The following is a 19348-nucleotide window of genomic DNA, read 5'->3' as shown; positions in this document are numbered from 1 at the left end:
GGGGGGCTCGGCGGCGCCCCCGAGGGCGGGTACCACGGATCGGTCCGGGGCGGGTACGGCGGCGGTCCGGATGGCGGGCCGGCCGCCGGCCAGGGGGGCGGTCCGCCGACGGGGTCACGGTGCTCGCTCATGGCCTCTCCTGTCTCGCGGCGTCGCCGCCCGGGTGCGGCGAGGCTACCGACTGCCCGCGGCGCCGTTCCGCTGCCCCGGCGGCGCTACGGTGCGGGCGTGACCGCTCCCGCCCTGCTCTGCGCCGACGGCTCCGCGACCTCCACCGCCGCCCTGGCCGCAGGGCTCGAGCTGCTCGGTCGCGACACCGCCCTCGCCCTCGTGACCGTGGTCGAGGACCCCGATCCGATGCTCGTCAGCGGGACGGGCTTCGCCGGAGGGGTCATGACGCCCGACGCGCTCGACGAGATGACCGCCGCGGCGATGACCGGCGGGCGGGAGGTGCTGGACATGACCGCGCAGACGCTGGGCCTCGACGACGTCGACACCTACGTGCTGCGCGGCGACGCCGCCACCGCAATCTGCCAGCTCGCCGAGGAGGTGGGCGCCCGGGCCATCGTGATCGGGTCGCGAGGGCACAGCGGCTTTCGCCGGGCCGTCCTCGGGTCGGTCTCCGACCACGTCGTGCGCAACGCCCCCTGCCCGGTCGTCGTGACCGGGCAGCACGCCAGCGCGTAGCGCCCTCGCGTCGCCCGGCCGGTCAGCCCTGGCCGGGCATCCCGTAGGCGTGCGTGGGGTGCAGGCGCAGGACCAGGCGCCGGTCACGGACCATCGCGGTGCGGTACTCGTCCCAGTCGGGGTGCTCACCCTGTACGACCCGGTAGTAGTCGACGAGCTCCTCCACCGTCGCATCGTCGGGTTCGGCGGCCACCGGGCTGAGCTCCGCGTCGGCCTCGAGCACGACGTAGGACCAGAAGTCGTCGGCGCTGACGTGCAGCGAGGCCCGCGGGTCGCGGCGCAGGTTGGCGGTCTTGGCCCGCCCGTCGGTGGCGCTGATCCGCACCACACCGTCCGCACCGAGCACGTAGCTGATGTTCGAGCTCTGGGGACGGCCGTCGCGCTTGAGCGTGACGAGCACCCCGTTGCGGCGGGGGCGGACGAAGTCGAGGCCGGTGACGAGATCCATACGCCTCTCAACCGGGACCGACCCCCGGGGATTCCGCCCTCGCAGGCCGGGCGGGGGCCTAGCCTCCGGACGTGGACGAACGACCTGCGCTCGGCCCGCTCTACCGGGCGGTCCGGCTCCGCGTGACCGAGCTGCTCGAGACGGGCCCTCCCGGGGACGGCTCCCTCCCGGTGCCGGCCACCCCCGCGTGGACGGTCCACGATGTGCTGGCCCACCTCGTCGGGATCACCGTGGGCGCGGCGGGACCCGTGCCCCCGCAGGGTCCCGACGACGACTGGACGGCCCGCCAGGTCGAGTGGGGTCGCGGCATGACCGTGCCCGCGCTGCTCGCCACCTGGACCGAGCGGGCCGAGGCCTTCGAGTCCGGGGTGGACCGCCCTCAGATCGTGATCGACGCCGTGACCCACGAACACGACCTGCGAGGGGCGCTCGGCCGGCCCGGGTCCCGAGACGACGACGCCACCCGCTGGGCGAGCGCCCTGCTGGTCAAGGGCATCAGCGTCCCGACGTCGCTGGTCGTGCGCACGGAGTCGGGCGACACGCCGGCCCGCACGAGCGGCGGCGACTCCGACGCCGAGCCCGTCGTCGTGACCACGACCGACTTCGAGCTCCTCCGCTGGCGGATGGGCCGGCGGAGCCGGCGCCAGATGGCGGCCATGGACTGGTCGGCTGATCCGGAGCCGTTCCTCGACCACCTCGCGGTGTTCGGCCCGAGCCCCCTCGACATCGTCGAGTAGGGCCGCCGCCGCCTCAGGAGAAGTCGAGGTCGTCGCGGAGCGAGCGCTTGAGCTCGGCGAACCCCTTCGTGGCCGCCAGGGTGCGCACGGCATCCCACAGCTGCACCGCTTCGGCGCCACGGGGGATCCTCGAGATGACGGGGCCGAACAGCGAGTTCTCCCGCTCGGTGCCCGGCTCGAAGGTGAGGATCGGGGTGCCGACGTCGGGCCCGGTCCGCGCCAACGCGGTCTCGCTCTCCTCGCGCAGCTCGGCGTCCCAGGTCGCGTCGTCGGCCGCCGCGGCGAGTGCCGCAGGGAGCCCGGCTGCGGCGAGCGCATCGGCCACGAAGCCCTCCGGCACCGGGTCGCCCCGCCAGATCGCCGAGCTGACTCCGCCGGGGTGGAGTCGATCGCCGGTCGCCGTGTACAGCGCGGCCACCGCGTCGTTGCCGAGCTCGGCCCGGGCCGCGGCGCACACCCGCAACAGCTCACGTCCCAGCCCGTGCAGCGCCGGGTAGCCCGGCGGGAACTCCGCGCCGTAGTCCTTCCCCTCGTTGATGACGGCCAGCGAGATGAACCGCCAGCGCACTGCGTAGCCGCCCTGGTCGGCGACCTCGTTCACCCACCGACTGGTGATCCACGCGAACGGGCAGATCGGGTCGAAGAAGAACTCGAGGTCGGCGTCGGCGGTCATGGCTGCAGGCTACGGGCGAGCGTCGGCGCCGGCACCCGCCGGCTCGTCGGCCGTCAGCGGTAGGTGGGATCGGTACGGTCGCGCGCCCCGACGGTGAAGTCGTCGGCGAACGCGTACGCCGTGGCGACGTCGAAGGGGACCGTGTAGCTCCAGTCGAACACGCACACCCGCTCGGCGATCCGCCACATGTCCCCTCGGCGCTCGAACCGGTCGAGATAGCGCAGCGCCAGCACCATGTCGGTGGCCCGGCCGTCGTCGTCCGGGCGGCTCACGTGGTGGGCGATGCAGTAGGTGTCGGTGTCGGCGACGTCGCCCTCGATCCGCCGGAAGTGCGGATCGGCGACGAAGTGGTGCGTCGCCGCGAAGTGCGGGAGCACCTCCATGACCCAACGGGCGAACTCGGTCCCGGTCCCCCGGAAGGCGTTGTGGTCGTCGGTGCCGTCGGGGTGGTAGCACGACGCCATCAGCTCCTCGTCGAGCCGATCCGTGCCCCGCGCCAGGCGCTTCACGACGTCGCGGATCTCCTCGCGGACGAGCAGCTCGGCGAGCCCGAGAGCGGTCATCGGAGCGGTTCGAGCTGGGTCGGCTCGATGCCGAGGTAGCGCTCCAGGTTGCGGTGCAGGTTGATGACGCGCACCTCCTCGCTCCCGACGAGCAGGTGGTCGAGGCCGGGCTGGTGCAGACCGCGCTGGGCGTGCTTCAGGAGCTCGACGTCCTGGTTGGGTACCAGGCCGAGCGGGGTGTCCTCCGGCAGGTCCATGTCGGCGACCCGGGTGCGGGGCGACCGGGGAGGACGCCGGTAGAAGAGGAACATCGTCAGGAAGGCCTCGTCGGGCGACGGGCCGGGTCGGGCGATCAGCAGGTTCATCATGTCGCCCCACACCAGCACCGTGGTGTTGGGGAACATGTTGTACTGCGAGAGGGTGAGGAGCTGGTCGGTGCTGAAGTCGCTCAGGTCGACGCCTCGTTCGGCCTGCACCCGACGGATGCCGTCGGCCATCACGTCGCGGAGTGTGCGCCCGTCGGGCACCTCCGGCACCGGGTCACCCAGCTCGGCGCCGATCCGCCCTCCCTGGGTGATGATCATGTTGTCCCAGATCTCCTGGTCGGACGCGTCGCGCACCCGGGGGCTGGGCAGCCCGTACTGCTGATAGGACACGCCGCAGTGGGTCCACAACCGCTGCGGGGAGTGGACGTCGTCGATCGTGTAGAGCATCTCGGGGTGGATGCCCTGCACGTGGTAGGTGTCCGAGAAGCCCTCGGCCACGACCTTCCAGTTGCTGCGCACCGGCACCCGTAGGGCCGCGTCGCAGTGGAACTCGTCGAGGCGGGCCCAGTCGGCGTCGTGCCACATGCCGTCCATGTACTCCGCCAGCGGCATCGCCTCCGGGTCGGGGTTCACGAACACCAGCGGGCCCCAGGTGTCCACGCGGGCCTCGAACAGCGGGTGGTCCTCGAGGCGGAACCCGGGTCCGAACCCCTTGCGGGAGGGGACCTCCCGCAGGGTGCCCTCGAGGTCCCACGCCCAACGGTGGTAGGGGCAGCGCAGCTCGTCGAGACCCGAGCCCGAACCGGTGCAGAGCACCATGCCCCGATGGCGACAGACGTTCTGGAAGGCCCGGAGGGTGCCGTCGTCGCCCCTGACGACCAGCACGGACAACGTGCCCGTGACGTACTCGTAGAAGTCCCCCGGCTCGGGCAGGTGGTCGACCGTGCACGCCACCTGCCAGGCGAACGGCCACATGCGCTCGGCCTCGAGCGCCGCGAACTCGGCGGTGACGTACCGGTCCCGGGGGATGCGGACCGGTTCGATCGACGGCGTGATGGCCGTGTCGACCATGTCGCCGTCGCTCAGACCGTTCACGGGGTGGCCGATGGCCATGCGGAGCTCCTGGGGGACGGGCGCGGGCGCGCAGGGGCGGGGACGGTCGCCGGGAGGCCTCGTCGCGCTCCCCCGGACGGGTCTCACCATGCCACAGCCCCGACGTGGAGGGGCCGAGGAGGGCCGCTGCTAGGTTCGACAGCCCCGCCCGGACCGGAGGTCGACCGCATGCCCGACAGCCCTCTCACCGTCGACGAGATCGACCTGTCGAGCCGCGACTTCTGGGCCCTGCCGTGGGCGCAGCGCGACGCGGCGTTCGCCACGCTGCGCCGTGAACGGCCCATCGCCTTCTTCGAGGAGCCGGTGATCGAGGCCATCCCGCCCGGTCCCGGCTACTGGGCGATCACCCGCCACGCCGACGTGCTCGAGATCAGCCGCAACCCGGAGGTGTTCTCCTCGGCGGCCGGGGCGGTGTCGATCCTCGACCTCCCGCAGGAGATGAACGAGTTCTTCGGCTCGTTCATCTCGATGGACGACCCGCGCCACGCCCACCTGCGCAAGATCGTGGCCGGCACCTTCACGCCCCGGATGCTCAACAAGATCCTCGACGACGTCGAACGCGTCGCCGTCTCGGTCGTCGCCGACGCCGCCGGGAAGGGGGAGTTCGACCTCGTCACCGAGATCGCGAGCCCGTTCCCGCTGCTCGTCATCTGCGACATGATGGGCATCCCCGTCGCGGAGCGCGAGATGGTGCTCGAGCAGTCGAACATCATCCTCTCGGGCGGTGACTCGGAGTTCATCCCCGAAGGCACCGACCCGGTCGCCGCGTTCCTGGGCGCCGGCGCGCAGCTCCAGGCCCTGCTCGAGGAACTGGCCGCCGCCCGCCGCGAGCAGCCCACCGACGACCTCCTGTCGGCCCTGGTGAACACCGACGTCGATGGCGAGCGCCTGAGCCAACAGGAGCTGGTGTCGTTCTTCATCCTGCTGGCCGTGGCCGGCAACGAGACCACCCGCACCGCCACCAGCCACGGGGTGGCCCACCTGGGCGCGAACCCCGACCAGCGCGCCGCGTGGATGGCCGACGTCGAGGGGGTCACGCCCACCGCGGTCGAGGAGATCGTCCGCTACGCCTCGCCGGTCATCTGGATGCGCCGCACCCTCACCCGCGACCACGTGCTGTCCGGCCACCAGTTCCACGAGGGCGACAAGGTGCTCCTGTACTACGGCTCCGCCAACCGTGACGAGGCCGTCTTCACCGACCCGGACCGCTTCGACGTGCGCCGCGACCCGAACCCCCACGTCGGGTTCGGTGGTCCCGGGCCGCACTTCTGCCTCGGTGCCCACCTGGCCCGCCGGGAGCTGTCGCTCGTGTTCCGGGAGATGTTCCGCCAGCTCCCCGAGCTCGAGCTCGCCGGTCCGCCCGTGCAGCTGAACTCGAACTTCGTGAACGGCATCAAGCACCTCCCGGTCCGGGTCTGAGCGAGGGGGCCGGAACGACCGCCTCGGGTCAGAGCGGGGGCGGGCCGAGCAGCGTGGCCACGACACGACCCTGCCGGAACACGGTGATGTCGCCGTCGGCGGAGACCTTCAGCACCACGAGCGCGAGGTTCGAGAGGGTCTTGGCGGCCGCGGTGCGGGCCCCTTCGTGCTCGCTGTCGGCGCTCTCGACGATGGCCCCGTAGGCCAGCAGACGGCCGTCGCGGTCGACGACGGTGGCGCCGTCGAGGAGAGCGAGCCGGGCGAGGGTCACGTCGTCGAGCTCGGCGGCGTCGATGAGGTGGTGCAGCTTCGTCTCCGGACGCATGCCCGTCGGGTCGAGCCGGTCACGCAGGTCGTAGCGGTCCTTGTCGGGCACCGTGGCGTCGAGGGCCGACGCATCCTCGGCGATGGCCAGGATCGCCCCGCCCCTCTCCCCGGAGACGATGAACGCGGTGTCGACGACCAGTCCGGCCGCGTCGCCGCCACCGATCATGCCCTCGATCAGGGTGGCCAGCTGGAGGGGGAAGGCCGACCAGTGCTCGCCCCGGCGCACCAGGAAGGGGCGACCGGACACGAAGGTCCAGATGCTGCGGTCGGCCCGGAGGAAGAAGCCGAGGCCGCCGAGTCGTCGGCTGGCCGCCGCCACGAGCGAACCGCTCTCGACGAGGGCCACGCTGCGCCGGGGAGCGTCGATGCGCCGGCCCGCCGGGCTGAGCGCCGGTGGCGCGTCGTCGACCCGGGCCAGCCGGTCGATCCGGTGCCACTGCAGCTCGGTGCGGGCGTGGCCCGCGCTGTCGACCACGAGCAGCGAACGCTGGCCGTCGAAGAGCAGCGGCGCCCGCTTGGCCGGTCGGACGTCGGCGGGGTAGTGGAAGACGAGGCGGGGGTCGTCCGAGAGCACGTCGGCGACGAGCACGCCGTGGGTCAGGTCGTGGCTCTCGACACGGGTGCCGCTGAGCTCGATGAGGTAGTCGATGATGTCGCCGATGAAGCGGGCGCCGCGGGCCGGGTCGGCCGCCTCGGGCAGGTAATCGGCCAGGACCTCGGCGGCGATCACGTCGCGCAGGGCCCGGCGCACCGACGGATCGAGGGCGCCGTCGGCGCCCACGTCGGTGCCGCGGAACCGCTCGGCGGCCCGAAGGCCCGCGGCGGGGAGTCCGGCCAGCATGTCCATGAGCGGCCCGGAGTCGGCGACCAGGACCTCGGCGATGCGGTCGTCGAGGCAGACGGTGCACGTGGTCTCCCAGCCGTCGGGGCCGGGGGCGGTGGCGCTCACGGCGCCGGGCCCGTCGAGGCGGGGGTGCCGGGCCTCGCCGGGATGCTGGTGGGTGAGGCCGGCGGTGGCGCCGAACATCACCCCGGCGAGGATCGACGCCACCGCCTCGCCCACCGGATCGGGGGGTTCGAGCTGGTCGGCGACGGCGGGGGGAGCGGTGGTCACCGCCCCAGTGTGCCCAGGCGGGGTCGCCGTCGGACCGACGCCGTGCTCAGGAGAGGACCCCGCTGTCCGGGGTGACCTCGATCAGCTCGAGGCACTCCCCGTCCGGACCGGGCCAGAACAGCACCCGCAGCAGGGGCAGCTCGTCGCCCACCGACAGCTCACCGGTCGGTGCGAACGGCTCGCTCCCGGCGGCGCGCACCACGACCTCGTCCCGGGCGCAGTCGTCGGTCGCCCAGGCCATCCGGAAGAGCCCGAGCTCGTTGGCCCTGCGCACCGAGCGGTCGGCGGGGCCCGGCGCGACCGGGGCGTGCCACTGCAGCAGCGACACCCCGAACTCCGAGCCGCTGTCGGCGAAGTCGGCCCGGCTGACGACGACGTCGCCGTCGGCGCCGTGGAGCGCCCCGTCGGCGGCCACCTCGTCCCACCGGCCCATGAGGGTGAGCCCGAGCACGTCGCGGTAGTACGCGACCGACGTCTCGAGGTCGACGACGTTGACGACGACCCGGGCGATCCGCACGTCGTCGCCGTGCTCGACCTGGACCGGCACGCCGTCGGGATCGGCCACCATCGCGGTCGGCACCTTCTCGCCCGACGGGGCGATCACCTCCACCGGCCCGTCGAGGAGCCGCCCGCCCACCGCCTCGATCCCGTCGAGCACGACGTCGAGGTCCGGGACGGTGAGCACGAGGTGGTGCAGCCCCGGGGCCCACGGGGTGGACGGGGGGGACCCGGTCGGGGGCGGGGTCGTCCACACCAACAGGTCGAGGGACAGCCCGTCGAAGCCGGGGTCGCCCTGGAGCATCCAGGCGTCCCAGGCCACCTCGGCGAGGCCGAAGGCGTGCCCGGGTTGGGTGCGGCTCGGGACGGTGCGGGTGGTGGGTTCGAGGCCGAGCGCCTCGTAGAAGCGCACCGACCGGTCGAGGTCGGTGCAGTTGGAGTTGACGTGGTAGATCCGTGATCCCCCGATCGGCATGGCCGCACGGTAGGCCAGTCGGCGTCTCGTCGTCCTCGCCCCGACCCGAGGTTCGCAGTAGCGTTGCCGACGAACCGATACGGGAGGCGACGTCGCCATGCTGAGAACCGTCCTGAAGGCTGGTGCCGCAGCGCTGCTGCTCACCGCGACCGCCACCGTCCTGCCGGCGTCCCCGGTCTCGTCGCAGACCGCCCCGCCCACCACGGGCTACACGGTGGTGTCCGACGAGGTGGACGGCTGCCGCCTGTCCACCATCGACCTCGCCACCGGTGTGGTCACCCCCCTTCCGGCCGCCGCCGGCGACGACGCCTGCGTCAACGACCTCGCCGTGGCCCCGGACGGCACCGTGTGGGGCATCGCCGAGCTGGACGACGACCCCGGCATCGATCTCCCCGTGCTCGAGGTCGACTCGTTCGCCCCGCAGGCCGCCTCCGATCTCCGGCTGCGGGCCTTCAGCCCCACCACCGGCGCGATGGTCGACGAGGTCGTCATCGACATCGCCGACCTCGGTGAGGGTGCGTTCCTGCCCGACGGCGGCCTGGCCATCACCCCCGACGGCACCGTGTGGGCGCTGTTCGCGTCCGACTCGTGCGACGAGGCCAGCCAGAACTGCCTCTGGACCATCGACCCGACCACCGGTGTCGCCACCCTGGTCGGCCCCACCGACACCTTCGAGCAGACCATGTTCGGCCTGGCGGCGTGCGACGCCGGCGTCGTCACCGTGGTGTTGCCGAGAGAGCGCGAGGCGATCGCCGAGAGCACGCCGACGGTGTTCGAGCCCGAGGTCGGCTTCATCGACCCCACCTCCGGTGAGCTGACCGACGGGCCCGCCCTCAGCGACTTCCCGGTCGGGTACGACTGCGCCGGCACCTTCGGCTTCGCCATCATCGGCGAGCCGAACTTCCCCGTCGGCTCGAGCACGCAGGCCCTCGGCAGCGCGCTGGCCACCTTCGACCCGGCCACCGGCACGACGACGGTCATCGCCGACATCGACCCCGCCGACGCCGACATCACGCTGCTGGCCATCCCGCCGACCGCACCCACCCCGCCGCCCACCCCGGAGACTCCCCCGACGACGACGGCGCCCGCCGCCCAGGCCGTCTCGGTGACACCCGCCTTCACCGGCTGACACCGCGCCCCTCCGGGGAACCGATCCGTTCCGACGTCGAGGGCCGGCTCCCACCGGGGGTCGGCCCTCGGTCGTCGGCGACCCCGACCGAGGGTCAGTCCAACGAGGGCGAGGTCGGCAGGCGCAGGGCCTGCATGTCGTCGTGCCGACCCCGGATCTGGTCGTGGTAGCTGGGCTTGGTGGGGATCCAGAAACGGTCGTGGAGCACGGCGTCGAGCACGAGGTCGGCGACCTCCTCGGGCGCCATCCCGGACGCGGTGGCGTCGCGGATGGCGGCGGTCACGAACTCGGCGTCGGGGGTCGGGTCGGGATGGAGCCGGTCGACGTGGCGTTCGGGTCGGTTGCGCTCGGAGAAGCCGATGCCGGTGGCCACGAGGCTCGGTACGAGGCACGACACCCCGATGGGGGCACCGGCCGCGGCGAGGTCGTGGGCCAGGCACTCGGTGAGGCCGACAGCGGCGAACTTCGACGTGTAGTAGGGCCCGGAGTAGGCGTTGGTGACCAGGCCGCCCATCGACGCGGTGGTCACGAAGTGCCCCCGCTCACCGCCCTCGATCATGCGGGGGACGAACGAGCGGATGGCGTGCACGACCCCGAAGAGGTTCACACCCATCGTCCACTCGAAGTCGGCCACCGGCCGCTCCCACACCACACCGCCGCTGAACACCCCGGCGTTGGCGCACACCAGGTGCACCGCCCCGAACTCGTCGTAGGCCGCACCGGCGAGGTGCTCGACGTCTTCCGCCGACGACACGTCGGTCCGCACGCCGATGGCGGTCCCGCCGGTGCCGAGGACGGCGTCGACCGTCTCGTCGAGCGTCGGCTGCTCGATGTCGGCGACCACCACACGCATCCCCGCGGCACCGAATCGCTCGGCCATCGCCCGCCCCATGCCGCTGCCGGCACCGGTGACGACGGCGACCTTCCCCTCGAGATCGTCCATCTCCGAACGCTACCGGCCGGCCTCCACGAGGCTCGACGGCGACCGGCTCAGTACGCCTCGGGATCCGCCTGCACCTCCGCCGGGACCGGGTGGCGGTAGAGCTCGGCGGCGTTGCGCCAGGTGATGGCGGCGATGTCGTCGGCGGGCAGGTCGCCGATCTCACGGTGGACGATCTCCTGGGTGTTCGGCCAGGTGGAGTCGCAGTGGGGGTAGTCGCTCTCGAGGAGGATGTTGCCGACCCCGATGCGCTCGCGCTGGACGAACGCCGAGGGGTCCTCCACCGCGCAGAACCAGAAGTTGCGGGCCAGCACCTCGGCCGGTGTGAGATCGGTGCCCACCCAGGTGCCGTACATGTCGTGGTAGCCGAGCATGTGGTCGAGGCGGTCCATGAGCCCCGCCACCCACCCGATGCCCCCCTCGCTCATGCACAGCTTCAGGTCGGGGAACCGCACCGGCAGCATCGAGTACAGCCAGTCGATGGCCGCGAACATGGCGTAGCCGAAGAACAGCACGCCCACCGTGTCGGGAGGGGCGTCGGGGGCGGTCGCCGGTGAGGTGCCCGACGAACCGATGTGGAGGTTCACCACGGTGCCGGTCTCGGCGCAGGCGGCCATCAGCGGGTCCCAGTGACCGGAGTGCAGCGTGGGCAGGCCGAGCATGTGCGGCGCCTCGCTGAAGGTGATCGCCTTGAAGCCGCGCTCGGCGTTGCGGCGCACCTCGGCGGCGGCGACCTCCGGGTCGAGCAGCCACGGGATCTGACAGGGGATGATGCGGTCGGGGTGGGCGCCCGCCCAGGCCTCGAGGTGCCAGTCGTTCCAGGCCCGCACGGTGGCCAGCGCCAGGTCGGCGTCGGTGGTGGTGAGCTGGAGGCGCTGCCCCGCGAAGCCGGGCAGGAAGGAGGGGAAGTTGACGCTGGCGTAGACGCCGTTGAGGTCCATGTCGGCCACCCGGGCGTCGATGTCCCAGGCGCCGCGTCGCATCTCGTCGAAGCGGGCGGGCTCGAACGAGTACTCGTCGACGGGACGGCCGACCACGGCGTTGAACCCGACGTTGGGGAACTCCTGGCCGTCGTACGCCCACACCTCGGACCCGTCCTCCTTCTCCACGACACGGGGGGCCCGGTCGGCGAGGGCCCCGGGAACCCGACCGGCGAAGGTGTCGGGGGGTTCGACGATGTGGTCGTCGGCGGAGATGATCGTGTACCGACGCGCCCGACGCTCGGGCTCGGGCAGGAAGGTGACCCGTCCGGTCTTCGACTTCCCGCCGGTCGTGAAGTCGCCGTTGGCGGCCAGATCGTCGATGCTGATGCTCACGTGAGGACCTCCGGTTGGTCGCGCAGGAGCCGGCGGACGGCGCCGGCCCAGAAGACCTCGGTGCCCCGTTCGAGCAGCGACGCCTTCATGGCGGGGCGGGTGACGGCGGGGACGGTGGTGGCGGCGCGGCCCGACGTCACCACGTCGAGCATCAGCCGGCACTGCCGGTCCAGGGTGGCCGCCTTGTAGGTCGCCTCCTCGATGCCGGGGGCGGTGACGACGACGCCGTGGTTGGCGAGGATGACCACCGAGGCGTCCCCGATCCGCTCGGCGAGGTCGGCGCCGAGCTCGGGGGAGTCGATCTCGCCGGAGTACTCGTCGACGAGGGCGATGTCGCCGTCGTACATCGACGACTGCTGGTGCAGGAACTCCGGCACGAGGCCGAGGGCGGCCAGCACGACGGCGTGGTACGGGTGGTTGTGCACCACGACCCGGGCGTCGGGCCGGCGGCGGTGGAGCTCGGTGTGGATGTGGAACGCCGGCGTGACGTCCCATCGACCCTCCACCACGGTGCCCTCGCCGTCGACCCGGCAGATGTCCGAGGCGCGGATCTCGTCCCACCACAGCCCCCACGGGTTCACCCACATCGACTCGTGCCCCTCGGGGGCCCAGGTGATGTGGCCGGCGATGTTCTCGACGAAGTCGTGGGCGGCGAGGATCCGGAAGGCACAGGCGAGGGCTTGGCGCTCGTCGAGGTCGACGCCGATGCCGGGGGTGATCGAGGGCGACCACACCGCCGCCCCCCCCTCGGACAGGGTGAGGCCGGCCGGCGCCTCGCCCTCGACGATGCCCGGGTGCGCTGCGGTGTCGCCCCGTGGCGGGCCGGCGCTGATCGTCATGCGGTCCTCCCCCCGGATGATCGAGGCTCCCACCCTAGGAGGTGGGCGCTACGGTCGCCGCCGATGACGCACGAAGAGCGGGGGCCGGTAGCCCGGACGAGCCGCGGCGCGGTGCGGGGCCGCGTCGGCGGCGGCGCGGCGGCGTTCCTGGGCATCCCGTACGCCGAGCCCCCTGTCGGGCCCCGACGATGGGACCGGCCCGAACGACGTCGGCCGTGGACCGGGGTGCGCGACGCGACGGCCTTCGGACCGGCGTGCTGGCAGCCGGGCGGAGGGCCGCTCGACGGCCTGGTGCCCGGGATGGGTGCTCCCGATCAGGGCGACGACTGCCTGTCGGTGAACGTGTGGACGCCGGCGTCCGACGACGGGCGGCGCCCGGTGATGGTGTGGGTGCACGGTGGGGCGTTCAGCCTGGGCGCCGGGTCGCTGCCGGTCTACGACGGGGCGCTGCTCGCCGCGGAGCGCGACGTGGTCGTCGTCACGTTCAACTACCGCCTCGGGGCTCTCGGCTTCTTGAGCCTCGAGGGCGCCGTCGCCGAGGTCGGCCTCCTCGACCAGGTGGCTGTGCTGGAGTGGGTGCGCGACGAGATCGCCGTGTTCGGTGGCGACCCCGGTTGCGTCACGGTCTTCGGCGAGAGCGCCGGGGCGGGGAGCGTCCTGTCGCTGCTGGCCATGCCTGCGGCGAAGGGCCTCGTCCACCGCGCCGTCGTGCAGAGCGGTGCCACCGACCTGCTGCTCGACCGGGATCGCGCCCGGCTCGTGGCCGGGGCGTTCGCGCAGGCCGCCGGCGTGGACGTCGACGACCTCGACGCGCTGCGCGCCTTGCCCGGACCCGAGGTCGTGGCCGCCCAGGCCCGCGCCGCCGCCGCGCTGTTCGCGACGGTGGGCACGATGCCGTTCCATCCCTGCGTGGACGGCGAGGTCCTCCCCCACTCCTGGCTCGACGCGGCACGGCTCGGCACGAACCCGGTGCCCCTCGTCATCGGTACGACCCGGGACGAGATGGCGCTGTTCGCCGGGCTCGACCCGTCGTCGGGCTCGCTCGACGACGACCGCCTCGCCCGACGGCTCGGGCGCCTCGGCGTGGCCGACCCCGCGGCCACCGTGGCCCTCTACCGGGCAGCCGGTGTCGACACCGCGCCGGCGATCTGGTCGCGGGTGCAGACCGACACCCAGATGTGGCTGCCCGCCCTTCGCATCGCCGAGGCCCACGCACGGCACGCCCCGGTGTGGATGTACCGCTTCGACCGACCCGCCGCCGACCCCGCCCTTGGCGCCTGCCACGGTGTCGACATCCCGTTCCCGTTCGGTTCGACCGACACTTCCGGGTGGGGCGAGTTCCTCGGTGACCCCACCGGTGCCGCTCGGCTGTCGACGACGATCCGGGGCCTGTGGTCGTCGCTCGCCCGTGACGGCCGTCCGACCAGCACCGGGATCGACTGGCCCCGCTACTACGACGCCCGGGCGACCCTGGTCCTCGACGACCGGATCGAGGTCGTGACCGACCCGGACGGGGACCTGCGCCGCCACTGGGACGACGTCGGTCAGACCTTGTAGCCGCCGTCGACGCTGATCACCTGGCCGGTCACGCCCCGTCCGTCGGGCCCGGCGAGGAGGGTGGCCATCCCGGTGAGCTCCTCGGCGTCGAGGATGCGGCGCTGCAGGCTCTCCGCCGCCGCCCGCGCCTCCTCCTGGGCGGGCGTCGTGCCCCGGGAAGCGGCGATCCGCTCGAAGTCCACGAGCGAGGTCCGCGTCCATCCCGGGCAGAGGAGGTTCACGTTGATGCCGTGGGGGGCGACGACGCGGGCCAGCTCCTTGGTGAAGCCGACGAGGCCGTGCTTGGCGGTGGTGTAGGGCAACGAGGCCCCGGTCGTCTTCGATGTGCCGGATCCGATGCTGATGATGCGCCCGTAGCCCTGCTCGCGCATGGCCGGGAGCGCGGCGCTGGTGGTCCACCACGCCGACGTGAGGTTCAGGACCAGGGTGGCCTCGAACGCGGCGTCGTCGGCCCGGAAGGGGTCGTTGTCGCCGATCGTGCCCCCCACGTTGTTGACGACGATGTCGACCCGACCGAAGCGGGCGAGGGCCTCGACGACGGGGCGTCGGGCGTCGTGGCGATCGGTGGCGTCGGCGACCACCGCCAGGCCCCGATGACGGTCGAGCCCTGCCGTCGCCAGAGTGGCCTCGAGCTCGGACCCGGTGCGCGACGAGACCACGACCGTCGCCCCCTCCGCTGCGTAGCGAACGGCGATGGCCGCGCCGATGCCCCGACCGGCACCGGTGATGACCGCCACCTTGTCGTCCAGCTGGCCCATCGGTCCCTCCGTCGTCGTCGGCGCGCCCCTGCGCCGGTCACCACCCTGTCACCCGCCCGACCACCTCCCCGACCGAACTCCCCGACCGAACTGTTGAGTCCCCAGCTCGCCTCGGCGAGCTGGGGACTCAACAGTTCGAGCTGCGCGGGGGCACGCCGACGGGTTCCGGGGGCGGCCGCCGCGGATCGGGGCGATCGCCGTGGTTCAGGAGGTGGCGGCCCGGAAGCGGGTCACCACGTCGACGAGGTACTCGGTGGCCGCCTCGCGTCCGGAGGGGAGGGCCAGGCCGAGCCGCACGTCGGTGACCCCGGCCGCGACGAGGGCCGGCACGGTCTCCATCGTGCGGTCGAGGTCGACCGAGCCGTCGTCGCGGCGCACGATCCCCGCGTAGGCCAGGACCTGGAAGCCCTTCGGGTCGCCCCCGGCCGCCTCCACCAGCTCGGCCATCTGGGCCACGCCGGTGAGCGGGTCGGCCATGGCCGGGCCCCACGGGATCCATCCGCTGCCGAAGGCCACCAGTCGGCGGGCGACCGCCTTGTTGGGGGTGCCGCTGATCCAGATCGGCACGCCGCCGGACTGCAGGGGCTTGGGCATCTGGTGGATGGCGTCGAAGGTCAGCTCGGGGGACGAGTACGAGGCACGGGGCTCACGCCACAGGGTCTGGCACACCTCGAGGGTGTGGTCGAGGAGCCGGCCGCGCCCGTCGAAGGACAGGCCGGCGGCCTCGTACTCCTCGCGCTGCCATCCCACCCCGACCCCGAGGTCGAGGCGTCCGCCGGTGAGCACGTCGATCGTCGCCGCGGTCTTCGCCAACACGACCGGGCGCCGCAGGGCGGCCAAGAGGATGCCGGTGCCGAGGCGGATGCGCTCGGTGAGAGCCCCGACCGTGGTGAGCACGGTGAGGGGTTCGAGCCAGTGCCCGTCCGGGCCGGTGGGCTGCTGACCGCCCGCCGAGCCGCCGGTGCGGGGGTTGCCGTAGGCCTCGAGGTCCTCGCCGAAGGCCACGTGGTCGGACACCACGAGCCGGTCGACGCCGGCGGCGTCCATGGCGATGGCCTGGTCGAGCATCGGCGACCACCCCCCGGGGTCGTCGGCTGCGAAGGTGCGGAGCTGCATCGAGATCTGGGGCGTCGGGACGGTCATGGGTGTGCTCCTGGGTCGGTTCGTGAACAGCCTGGCGCACGCGGGCAGGGCGCACACCCGGCGGACCGGATGTGCGCCCTGCGACACGGGACGGGAGGGATGTTGGCTGACACGATCCTCACCGGCCCGCGGCCGGGACGGGCGTCGCTACTGGCCCTGACCGAGGGAGTAGCCGGGCGCGCCGTCGAAGTTGAACAGCCCTTCGCTCTTGATGAAGTCGAAGCCGCCCTCGTGCAGGCGGCCGAGCAGGGCGATGGTCTGGTCGGTGGTGATGGTGGCCCCGTCGGTGGTCGACTGGAACCGGCAACGCCAGTGGTCCGTGCAGAAGGTCTCGGGCACGCCGCCGGGGTACACCTTCTGGCCACGGTTGGAGATCATCACCAGCTTGAGGTCGTCACCGGTGAGCGCCTCGAGCGCCGCACCGAGGTCGTCGGGGGTGCCCTCCTCCCAGTCGAGGAACACGTCGATGCCGACGAGCTCCTTGACCGGCGTCGGGCGCTCGGCCAGCTCGATGCTGATGGGCTCGCCGAAGTCGGGGTACGTGACGGCCTTGAGGGTCTCGGGCCGCTGGCCGATGCGGGCGATCACGGCGTCGGCGAACTCCTTGGTTCCCACCTTCTCGGTGCTCACGCCCTCCACGTAGATGTCGTAGGTGTGCACCCCGTCCTCGATGGTCTTCAGCCAGGCGTTGTGCACCTTCTCGGCCACGTCGCCCTGGCCGATGTGCACCAGCATCTGCACCGCGCCGAGGAAGAGGCCGGAGGGGTTGGCCATGTTCTGGCCGGCCCGGCGCGGGGCCGAGCCGTGGATAGCCTCGAACATCGACACCGACGTGCCGATGTTGGCGCTGCCGGCGAGGCCCACCGAGCCGGCGATCTGCGCGGCCACGTCCGAGAGGATGTCGCCGTAAAGGTTCGGCATGACGATGACGTCGAAGGCCTCGGGGGTGTCGGCCATCTTGGCGGCGCCGATGTCGACGATCCAGTGCTCGTTCTCGATCTCCGGGTACTCGGCGGCGACCTCGTCGAAGACCTTGTGGAACAGGCCGTCGGTGACCTTCATGATGTTGTCCTTCGTGAAGCACGTGACCTTCTTGCGGTTGTACCGCCGTGCGTACTCGAAGGCGTACCGGCAGATCTTCTCGCAACCCGGGCGGCTGAGGATCTTGAGGCACTGCACGACCTCGTCGGTCTGCCGGTGCTCGATGCCGGCGTAGAGGTCCTCTTCGTTCTCCCGGACGATCACGACGTCCATGACCGGGTGCTTGGTCTCGATGAACGGCGAGTAGGACAGGCACGGGCGGACGTTGGCGTACATGCCGAGCGTCTTGCGGACCGTCACGTTCAGACTCTTGAACCCACCGCCCTGGGGGGTGGTGATCGGTGCCTTCAGGAAGACCTTGGTCCGCCGCAGCGAGTCCCACGACGAGGGGTCGATCCCGGCGGTGACCCCCCGCTCGTAGACCTTCTCACCGATCTCGATCTCCTCGATGTCGAGCCGGGCGCCGCCGGCCTCGAGGATGCGCAGGGTGGCCTCCATGATCTCGGGGCCGATGCCGTCGCCTCGGGCCACGGTGATGGGGGTGGGTGCGTCGGATGGCATGACGTGCTCCTCTGGGGGCGCGAGGACACATCCAGCGGTGTCGGCGGCTCGCTCCCCGGAGAAACGCTAGCTCCTGATTGCATGAATGGCTATTCCGATGATTGACCCTGCGGTACACACCTCGCCCGCACGCCCGAAGGGCGCAAGACTGGGCACGAGGAGGGAGGATCGATGAGCGACCTCGAGGCCCGGATCGCCCGTCTGGAGGCGATCGAGGAGATCCGCCAGCTCGCCGCCCGCTACGCGCTCGCCCTCGACCAACGCGACGTGGCCGCGCTCGTCGCCCTCTTCGCCGACGACGTGCGCACCGGCGACGGGCGTGTCGGGCGCGAGGCGCTGGCCGAGTGGTTCGACCCGATCCTGCGTCCCTACGCCACGACGTTCCACCTGATCGGCAACCACGTCATCGACCTCGACCCCGACGACCCCGATCGGGCGACCGGGATCGTGTACTGCCGACCCGAGCACGAGGTGGGCGACCTGTGGGTGGTCATGCCGATGCAGTACTGGGATCGCTACGAGCGCCGCGAGGGCCGTTGGTGCTTCCGTAGCCGCCACCCGAAGGTCTTCTACGCCGCCGACGTCCTCGAGCACCCGCTCGAGGTGCCCGGACGGTTCAACTTCCCCGGCAACCCCATGATCGACCGGGCCGAGCTCCCCGGCCGCTGGGAGACGTGGCAGACCTTCTGGGCGAAGGGGCCGTCCCCGGGCTGAGCGGCCGCCCCGAAGCGGGTGTCCGGAACCCGACGGGCCGCTCAGCGAGCGGCGGGGATCGCCTCGGCCTCGTCGAGGTGGCCGTCGGCGTGGCGGGCGAAGCGGCGGGCGTCGGGGCCGTGCACCGGATCGTCCTGGGGCCAGGGCCAGCCACCGAAACCGGTGCGCTGGTAGTCCTCGACGGCCTGTTGGATCTCGGCCCGGGTGTTCATGACGAACGGGCCGTACTGCGCCACCGGTTCGCCGATGGGACGTCCCTGGAGCATCAGCACCTCGACCGGGCCGTGGGCCGCAGCCACGAGCTCGAGCGGCACCGAGGCGTCGACGAGCGCACCGTGGGCGCCGGCCACCTCCTCGCCGCCGACGCGGAGCGCCGAACCTTCGAAGACGTAGAGCACGCGAGCGGTCTCGCCCGACCGGGCCTCGGGCAGCTCGAGGTGGGCGCCGGCGGCCATCTGGAGGTGCCACACCGCCAGGTCGGCCTCGGGCCTCGCCGCCCACGAGCGCGGGGGCGGCGAGGGGGCGACGGCGCCGTCGAGTGCGCCGGCGATGACGGTGACGGTGGACGTGCGGCCCTCGGCGTCGGTGCGCACGACGCGGGGGATGTCGCGGTCCCAGAGCATCGTGAAGTGCGGGTCGACGAGCTTGTCCTCGGCGGGGAGGTTCACCCAGATCTGGAAGAGCTCGGCGGGGTTGGGCGCGTCGGTGGCGAGCAGCGGGAACATCTCGCTGTGGACGACGCCCCTGCCGGCGGTCATCCACTGGGCGTCGCCCCGCCCGAACCTCGCGGCGGCTCCCATCGAGTCGGCGTGGTCGATGAAGCCCTGGCGGGCGTAGGTGAGGGTCTCGAAGCCCCGGTGCGGGTGCTGGGGGAAGCCCGGGACGGTGCGCCCGTGGTACATCCGCCAGCCGTCACGGGGTTCGAAGTCCTGCCCGAGGTCACGCCCGGCGAGCGACGCGCGGGGCGCGAACTCGCCGTCGCCCTCGGGATACGTGTCGAGGTGGTGCACGCAGAAGAGGAAGGGGTCGACCGTCGGCCACTGGAAGCCGAGGGGGAAGGTCTGCTGCACGGGGGAGGCCATGCCTCCAG

The 19348-nt window shown here is 72.4% G+C and carries 19 protein-coding genes; 6 read left to right on the top strand and 13 right to left on the bottom strand.

Translation table 11 applies throughout. From position 1 onward, the window contains the following. The first annotated feature begins 228 nt into the window (after nt 1-228). Nucleotides 229-687: a universal stress protein gene (locus tag MUE36_13190; GenBank protein ID MCU0311885.1), complete on the top strand. Its 459-nt coding sequence runs from the start codon at nt 229-231 to the stop codon at nt 685-687. Between the two features lie 22 nt (nt 688-709). Here the strand turns inward: MUE36_13190 and MUE36_13185 are convergent, their stop codons facing one another. Continuing rightward, complete coding sequence (locus MUE36_13185; GenBank protein ID MCU0311884.1) at nt 710-1135, bottom strand: PPOX class F420-dependent oxidoreductase; 426 nt, start codon at nt 1133-1135, stop codon at nt 710-712. A 71-nt stretch (nt 1136-1206) separates the two neighbouring features. Between MUE36_13185 and MUE36_13180 the strand changes: the two genes are divergently transcribed. Next, complete coding sequence (locus MUE36_13180; GenBank protein ID MCU0311883.1) at nt 1207-1872, top strand: hypothetical protein; 666 nt, start codon at nt 1207-1209, stop codon at nt 1870-1872. 13 nt (nt 1873-1885) lie between these two features. Here the strand turns inward: MUE36_13180 and MUE36_13175 are convergent, their stop codons facing one another. From MUE36_13175 to MUE36_13165, 3 genes are read right to left on the bottom strand one after another with little or no spacing between them, the layout of a single operon-like run. Next, nucleotides 1886-2545, bottom strand: coding sequence for a DsbA family protein (locus MUE36_13175; protein ID MCU0311882.1), 660 nt, complete (start codon nt 2543-2545; stop codon nt 1886-1888). A 53-nt stretch (nt 2546-2598) separates the two neighbouring features. Then, entirely contained in the window at nt 2599-3108 is a 510-nt protein-coding gene (locus tag MUE36_13170; GenBank protein MCU0311881.1) for a nuclear transport factor 2 family protein, read from the bottom strand. After that, nucleotides 3105-4427 carry an aromatic ring-hydroxylating dioxygenase subunit alpha gene (locus MUE36_13165; protein MCU0311880.1) on the bottom strand — a complete coding sequence of 441 codons (1323 nt, stop codon included), beginning with the start codon at nt 4425-4427 and terminating at the stop codon, nt 3105-3107. The genes MUE36_13170 and MUE36_13165 overlap by 4 nt, the downstream gene beginning before the upstream one ends. 168 nt (nt 4428-4595) lie before the next feature. Between MUE36_13165 and MUE36_13160 the strand changes: the two genes are divergently transcribed. Then, complete coding sequence (locus tag MUE36_13160) at nt 4596-5846, top strand: cytochrome P450 (GenBank protein ID MCU0311879.1); 1251 nt, start codon at nt 4596-4598, stop codon at nt 5844-5846. A gap of 28 nt (nt 5847-5874) precedes the next feature. Here the strand turns inward: MUE36_13160 and MUE36_13155 are convergent, their stop codons facing one another. Both MUE36_13155 and MUE36_13150 read right to left on the bottom strand, forming a co-directional pair. After that, nucleotides 5875-7287 (bottom strand): diadenylate cyclase, encoded by a 1413-nt coding sequence (locus MUE36_13155; GenBank protein MCU0311878.1) that lies wholly within the window; start codon nt 7285-7287, stop codon nt 5875-5877. 46 nt (nt 7288-7333) lie between these two features. Further along, complete coding sequence (locus MUE36_13150; protein ID MCU0311877.1) at nt 7334-8260, bottom strand: VOC family protein; 927 nt, start codon at nt 8258-8260, stop codon at nt 7334-7336. A gap of 97 nt (nt 8261-8357) precedes the next feature. Here MUE36_13150 and MUE36_13145 point away from each other — a divergent pair, with 97 nt between their 5' ends. Then, nucleotides 8358-9389: a hypothetical protein gene (locus tag MUE36_13145; protein ID MCU0311876.1), complete on the top strand. Its 1032-nt coding sequence runs from the start codon at nt 8358-8360 to the stop codon at nt 9387-9389. A 94-nt stretch (nt 9390-9483) separates the two neighbouring features. Here the strand turns inward: MUE36_13145 and MUE36_13140 are convergent, their stop codons facing one another. Genes MUE36_13140 through MUE36_13130 form a run of 3 tightly spaced genes read right to left on the bottom strand, consistent with a single transcriptional unit; the run spans nt 9484 to nt 12484 of the window. Further along, nucleotides 9484-10332, bottom strand: coding sequence for an SDR family NAD(P)-dependent oxidoreductase (locus MUE36_13140; protein ID MCU0311875.1), 849 nt, complete (start codon nt 10330-10332; stop codon nt 9484-9486). Between the two features lie 47 nt (nt 10333-10379). Continuing rightward, entirely contained in the window at nt 10380-11645 is a 1266-nt protein-coding gene (locus tag MUE36_13135; GenBank protein MCU0311874.1) for an amidohydrolase, read from the bottom strand. Next, a complete protein-coding gene (locus MUE36_13130; protein MCU0311873.1) occupies nt 11642-12484 on the bottom strand; it encodes a class II aldolase/adducin family protein in 843 nt (280 codons plus the stop codon). Before MUE36_13130 ends, MUE36_13135 begins: the two co-directional genes overlap by 4 nt. A gap of 63 nt (nt 12485-12547) precedes the next feature. On the opposite strand from MUE36_13130, the gene MUE36_13125 reads away from it, so the two are divergent. Beyond that, complete coding sequence (locus MUE36_13125; protein MCU0311872.1) at nt 12548-14041, top strand: carboxylesterase/lipase family protein; 1494 nt, start codon at nt 12548-12550, stop codon at nt 14039-14041. Here the strand turns inward: MUE36_13125 and MUE36_13120 are convergent. The 3 genes from MUE36_13120 to MUE36_13110 form a co-directional block, all read right to left on the bottom strand. Further along, on the bottom strand, nt 14029-14799 hold the full coding sequence (locus MUE36_13120; GenBank protein ID MCU0311871.1) for an SDR family NAD(P)-dependent oxidoreductase: 771 nt from the start codon (nt 14797-14799) through the stop codon (nt 14029-14031). The genes MUE36_13125 and MUE36_13120 overlap by 13 nt on opposite strands. A gap of 204 nt (nt 14800-15003) precedes the next feature. Next, complete coding sequence (locus MUE36_13115; protein MCU0311870.1) at nt 15004-15942, bottom strand: TIGR03619 family F420-dependent LLM class oxidoreductase; 939 nt, start codon at nt 15940-15942, stop codon at nt 15004-15006. Between the two features lie 147 nt (nt 15943-16089). Continuing rightward, nucleotides 16090-17544, bottom strand: coding sequence for an NADP-dependent isocitrate dehydrogenase (locus MUE36_13110; protein MCU0311869.1), 1455 nt, complete (start codon nt 17542-17544; stop codon nt 16090-16092). A 171-nt stretch (nt 17545-17715) separates the two neighbouring features. On the opposite strand from MUE36_13110, the gene MUE36_13105 reads away from it, so the two are divergent. Beyond that, a complete protein-coding gene (locus MUE36_13105; protein ID MCU0311868.1) occupies nt 17716-18258 on the top strand; it encodes a nuclear transport factor 2 family protein in 543 nt (180 codons plus the stop codon). 41 nt (nt 18259-18299) lie between these two features. Here the strand turns inward: MUE36_13105 and MUE36_13100 are convergent, their stop codons facing one another. After that, entirely contained in the window at nt 18300-19340 is a 1041-nt protein-coding gene (locus tag MUE36_13100; protein MCU0311867.1) for a pirin family protein, read from the bottom strand. Between the last annotated feature and the right edge of the window lie 8 nt (nt 19341-19348).

It is taken from the genome of Acidimicrobiales bacterium (genome assembly GCA_025455885.1).
Classification (GTDB): Bacteria; Actinomycetota; Acidimicrobiia; order Acidimicrobiales; family Acidimicrobilacustridaceae; genus Rhabdothermincola_A.
The sequence above is the reverse complement of the archived record's forward strand: the minus strand, read 5'-3'. Positions and strand labels throughout refer to the sequence as shown.

Excerpts from the sequence above, each read along its gene's own strand:
- MUE36_13150 (MCU0311877.1), bottom strand. The coding sequence starts at position 8,260 with ATGCCGATCGGGGGATCACGGATCTACCACGTCAACTCCAACTGCACC.
- MUE36_13185 (MCU0311884.1), bottom strand. The coding sequence starts at position 1,135 with ATGGATCTCGTCACCGGCCTCGACTTCGTCCGCCCCCGCCGCAACGGG.
- MUE36_13110 (MCU0311869.1), bottom strand. The coding sequence starts at position 17,544 with ATGCCATCCGACGCACCCACCCCCATCACCGTGGCCCGAGGCGACGGC.
- MUE36_13165 (MCU0311880.1), bottom strand. The coding sequence starts at position 4,427 with ATGGCCATCGGCCACCCCGTGAACGGTCTGAGCGACGGCGACATGGTC.
- MUE36_13120 (MCU0311871.1), bottom strand. The coding sequence starts at position 14,799 with ATGGGCCAGCTGGACGACAAGGTGGCGGTCATCACCGGTGCCGGTCGG.
- MUE36_13130 (MCU0311873.1), bottom strand. The coding sequence starts at position 12,484 with ATGACGATCAGCGCCGGCCCGCCACGGGGCGACACCGCAGCGCACCCG.
- MUE36_13170 (MCU0311881.1), bottom strand. The coding sequence starts at position 3,108 with ATGACCGCTCTCGGGCTCGCCGAGCTGCTCGTCCGCGAGGAGATCCGC.
- MUE36_13140 (MCU0311875.1), bottom strand. The coding sequence starts at position 10,332 with ATGGACGATCTCGAGGGGAAGGTCGCCGTCGTCACCGGTGCCGGCAGC.
- MUE36_13175 (MCU0311882.1), bottom strand. The coding sequence starts at position 2,545 with ATGACCGCCGACGCCGACCTCGAGTTCTTCTTCGACCCGATCTGCCCG.
- MUE36_13160 (MCU0311879.1), top strand. The coding sequence starts at position 4,596 with ATGCCCGACAGCCCTCTCACCGTCGACGAGATCGACCTGTCGAGCCGC.
- MUE36_13105 (MCU0311868.1), top strand. The coding sequence starts at position 17,716 with ATGAGCGACCTCGAGGCCCGGATCGCCCGTCTGGAGGCGATCGAGGAG.
- MUE36_13125 (MCU0311872.1), top strand. The coding sequence starts at position 12,548 with ATGACGCACGAAGAGCGGGGGCCGGTAGCCCGGACGAGCCGCGGCGCG.
- MUE36_13145 (MCU0311876.1), top strand. The coding sequence starts at position 8,358 with ATGCTGAGAACCGTCCTGAAGGCTGGTGCCGCAGCGCTGCTGCTCACC.
- MUE36_13115 (MCU0311870.1), bottom strand. The coding sequence starts at position 15,942 with ATGACCGTCCCGACGCCCCAGATCTCGATGCAGCTCCGCACCTTCGCA.
- MUE36_13100 (MCU0311867.1), bottom strand. The coding sequence starts at position 19,340 with ATGGCCTCCCCCGTGCAGCAGACCTTCCCCCTCGGCTTCCAGTGGCCG.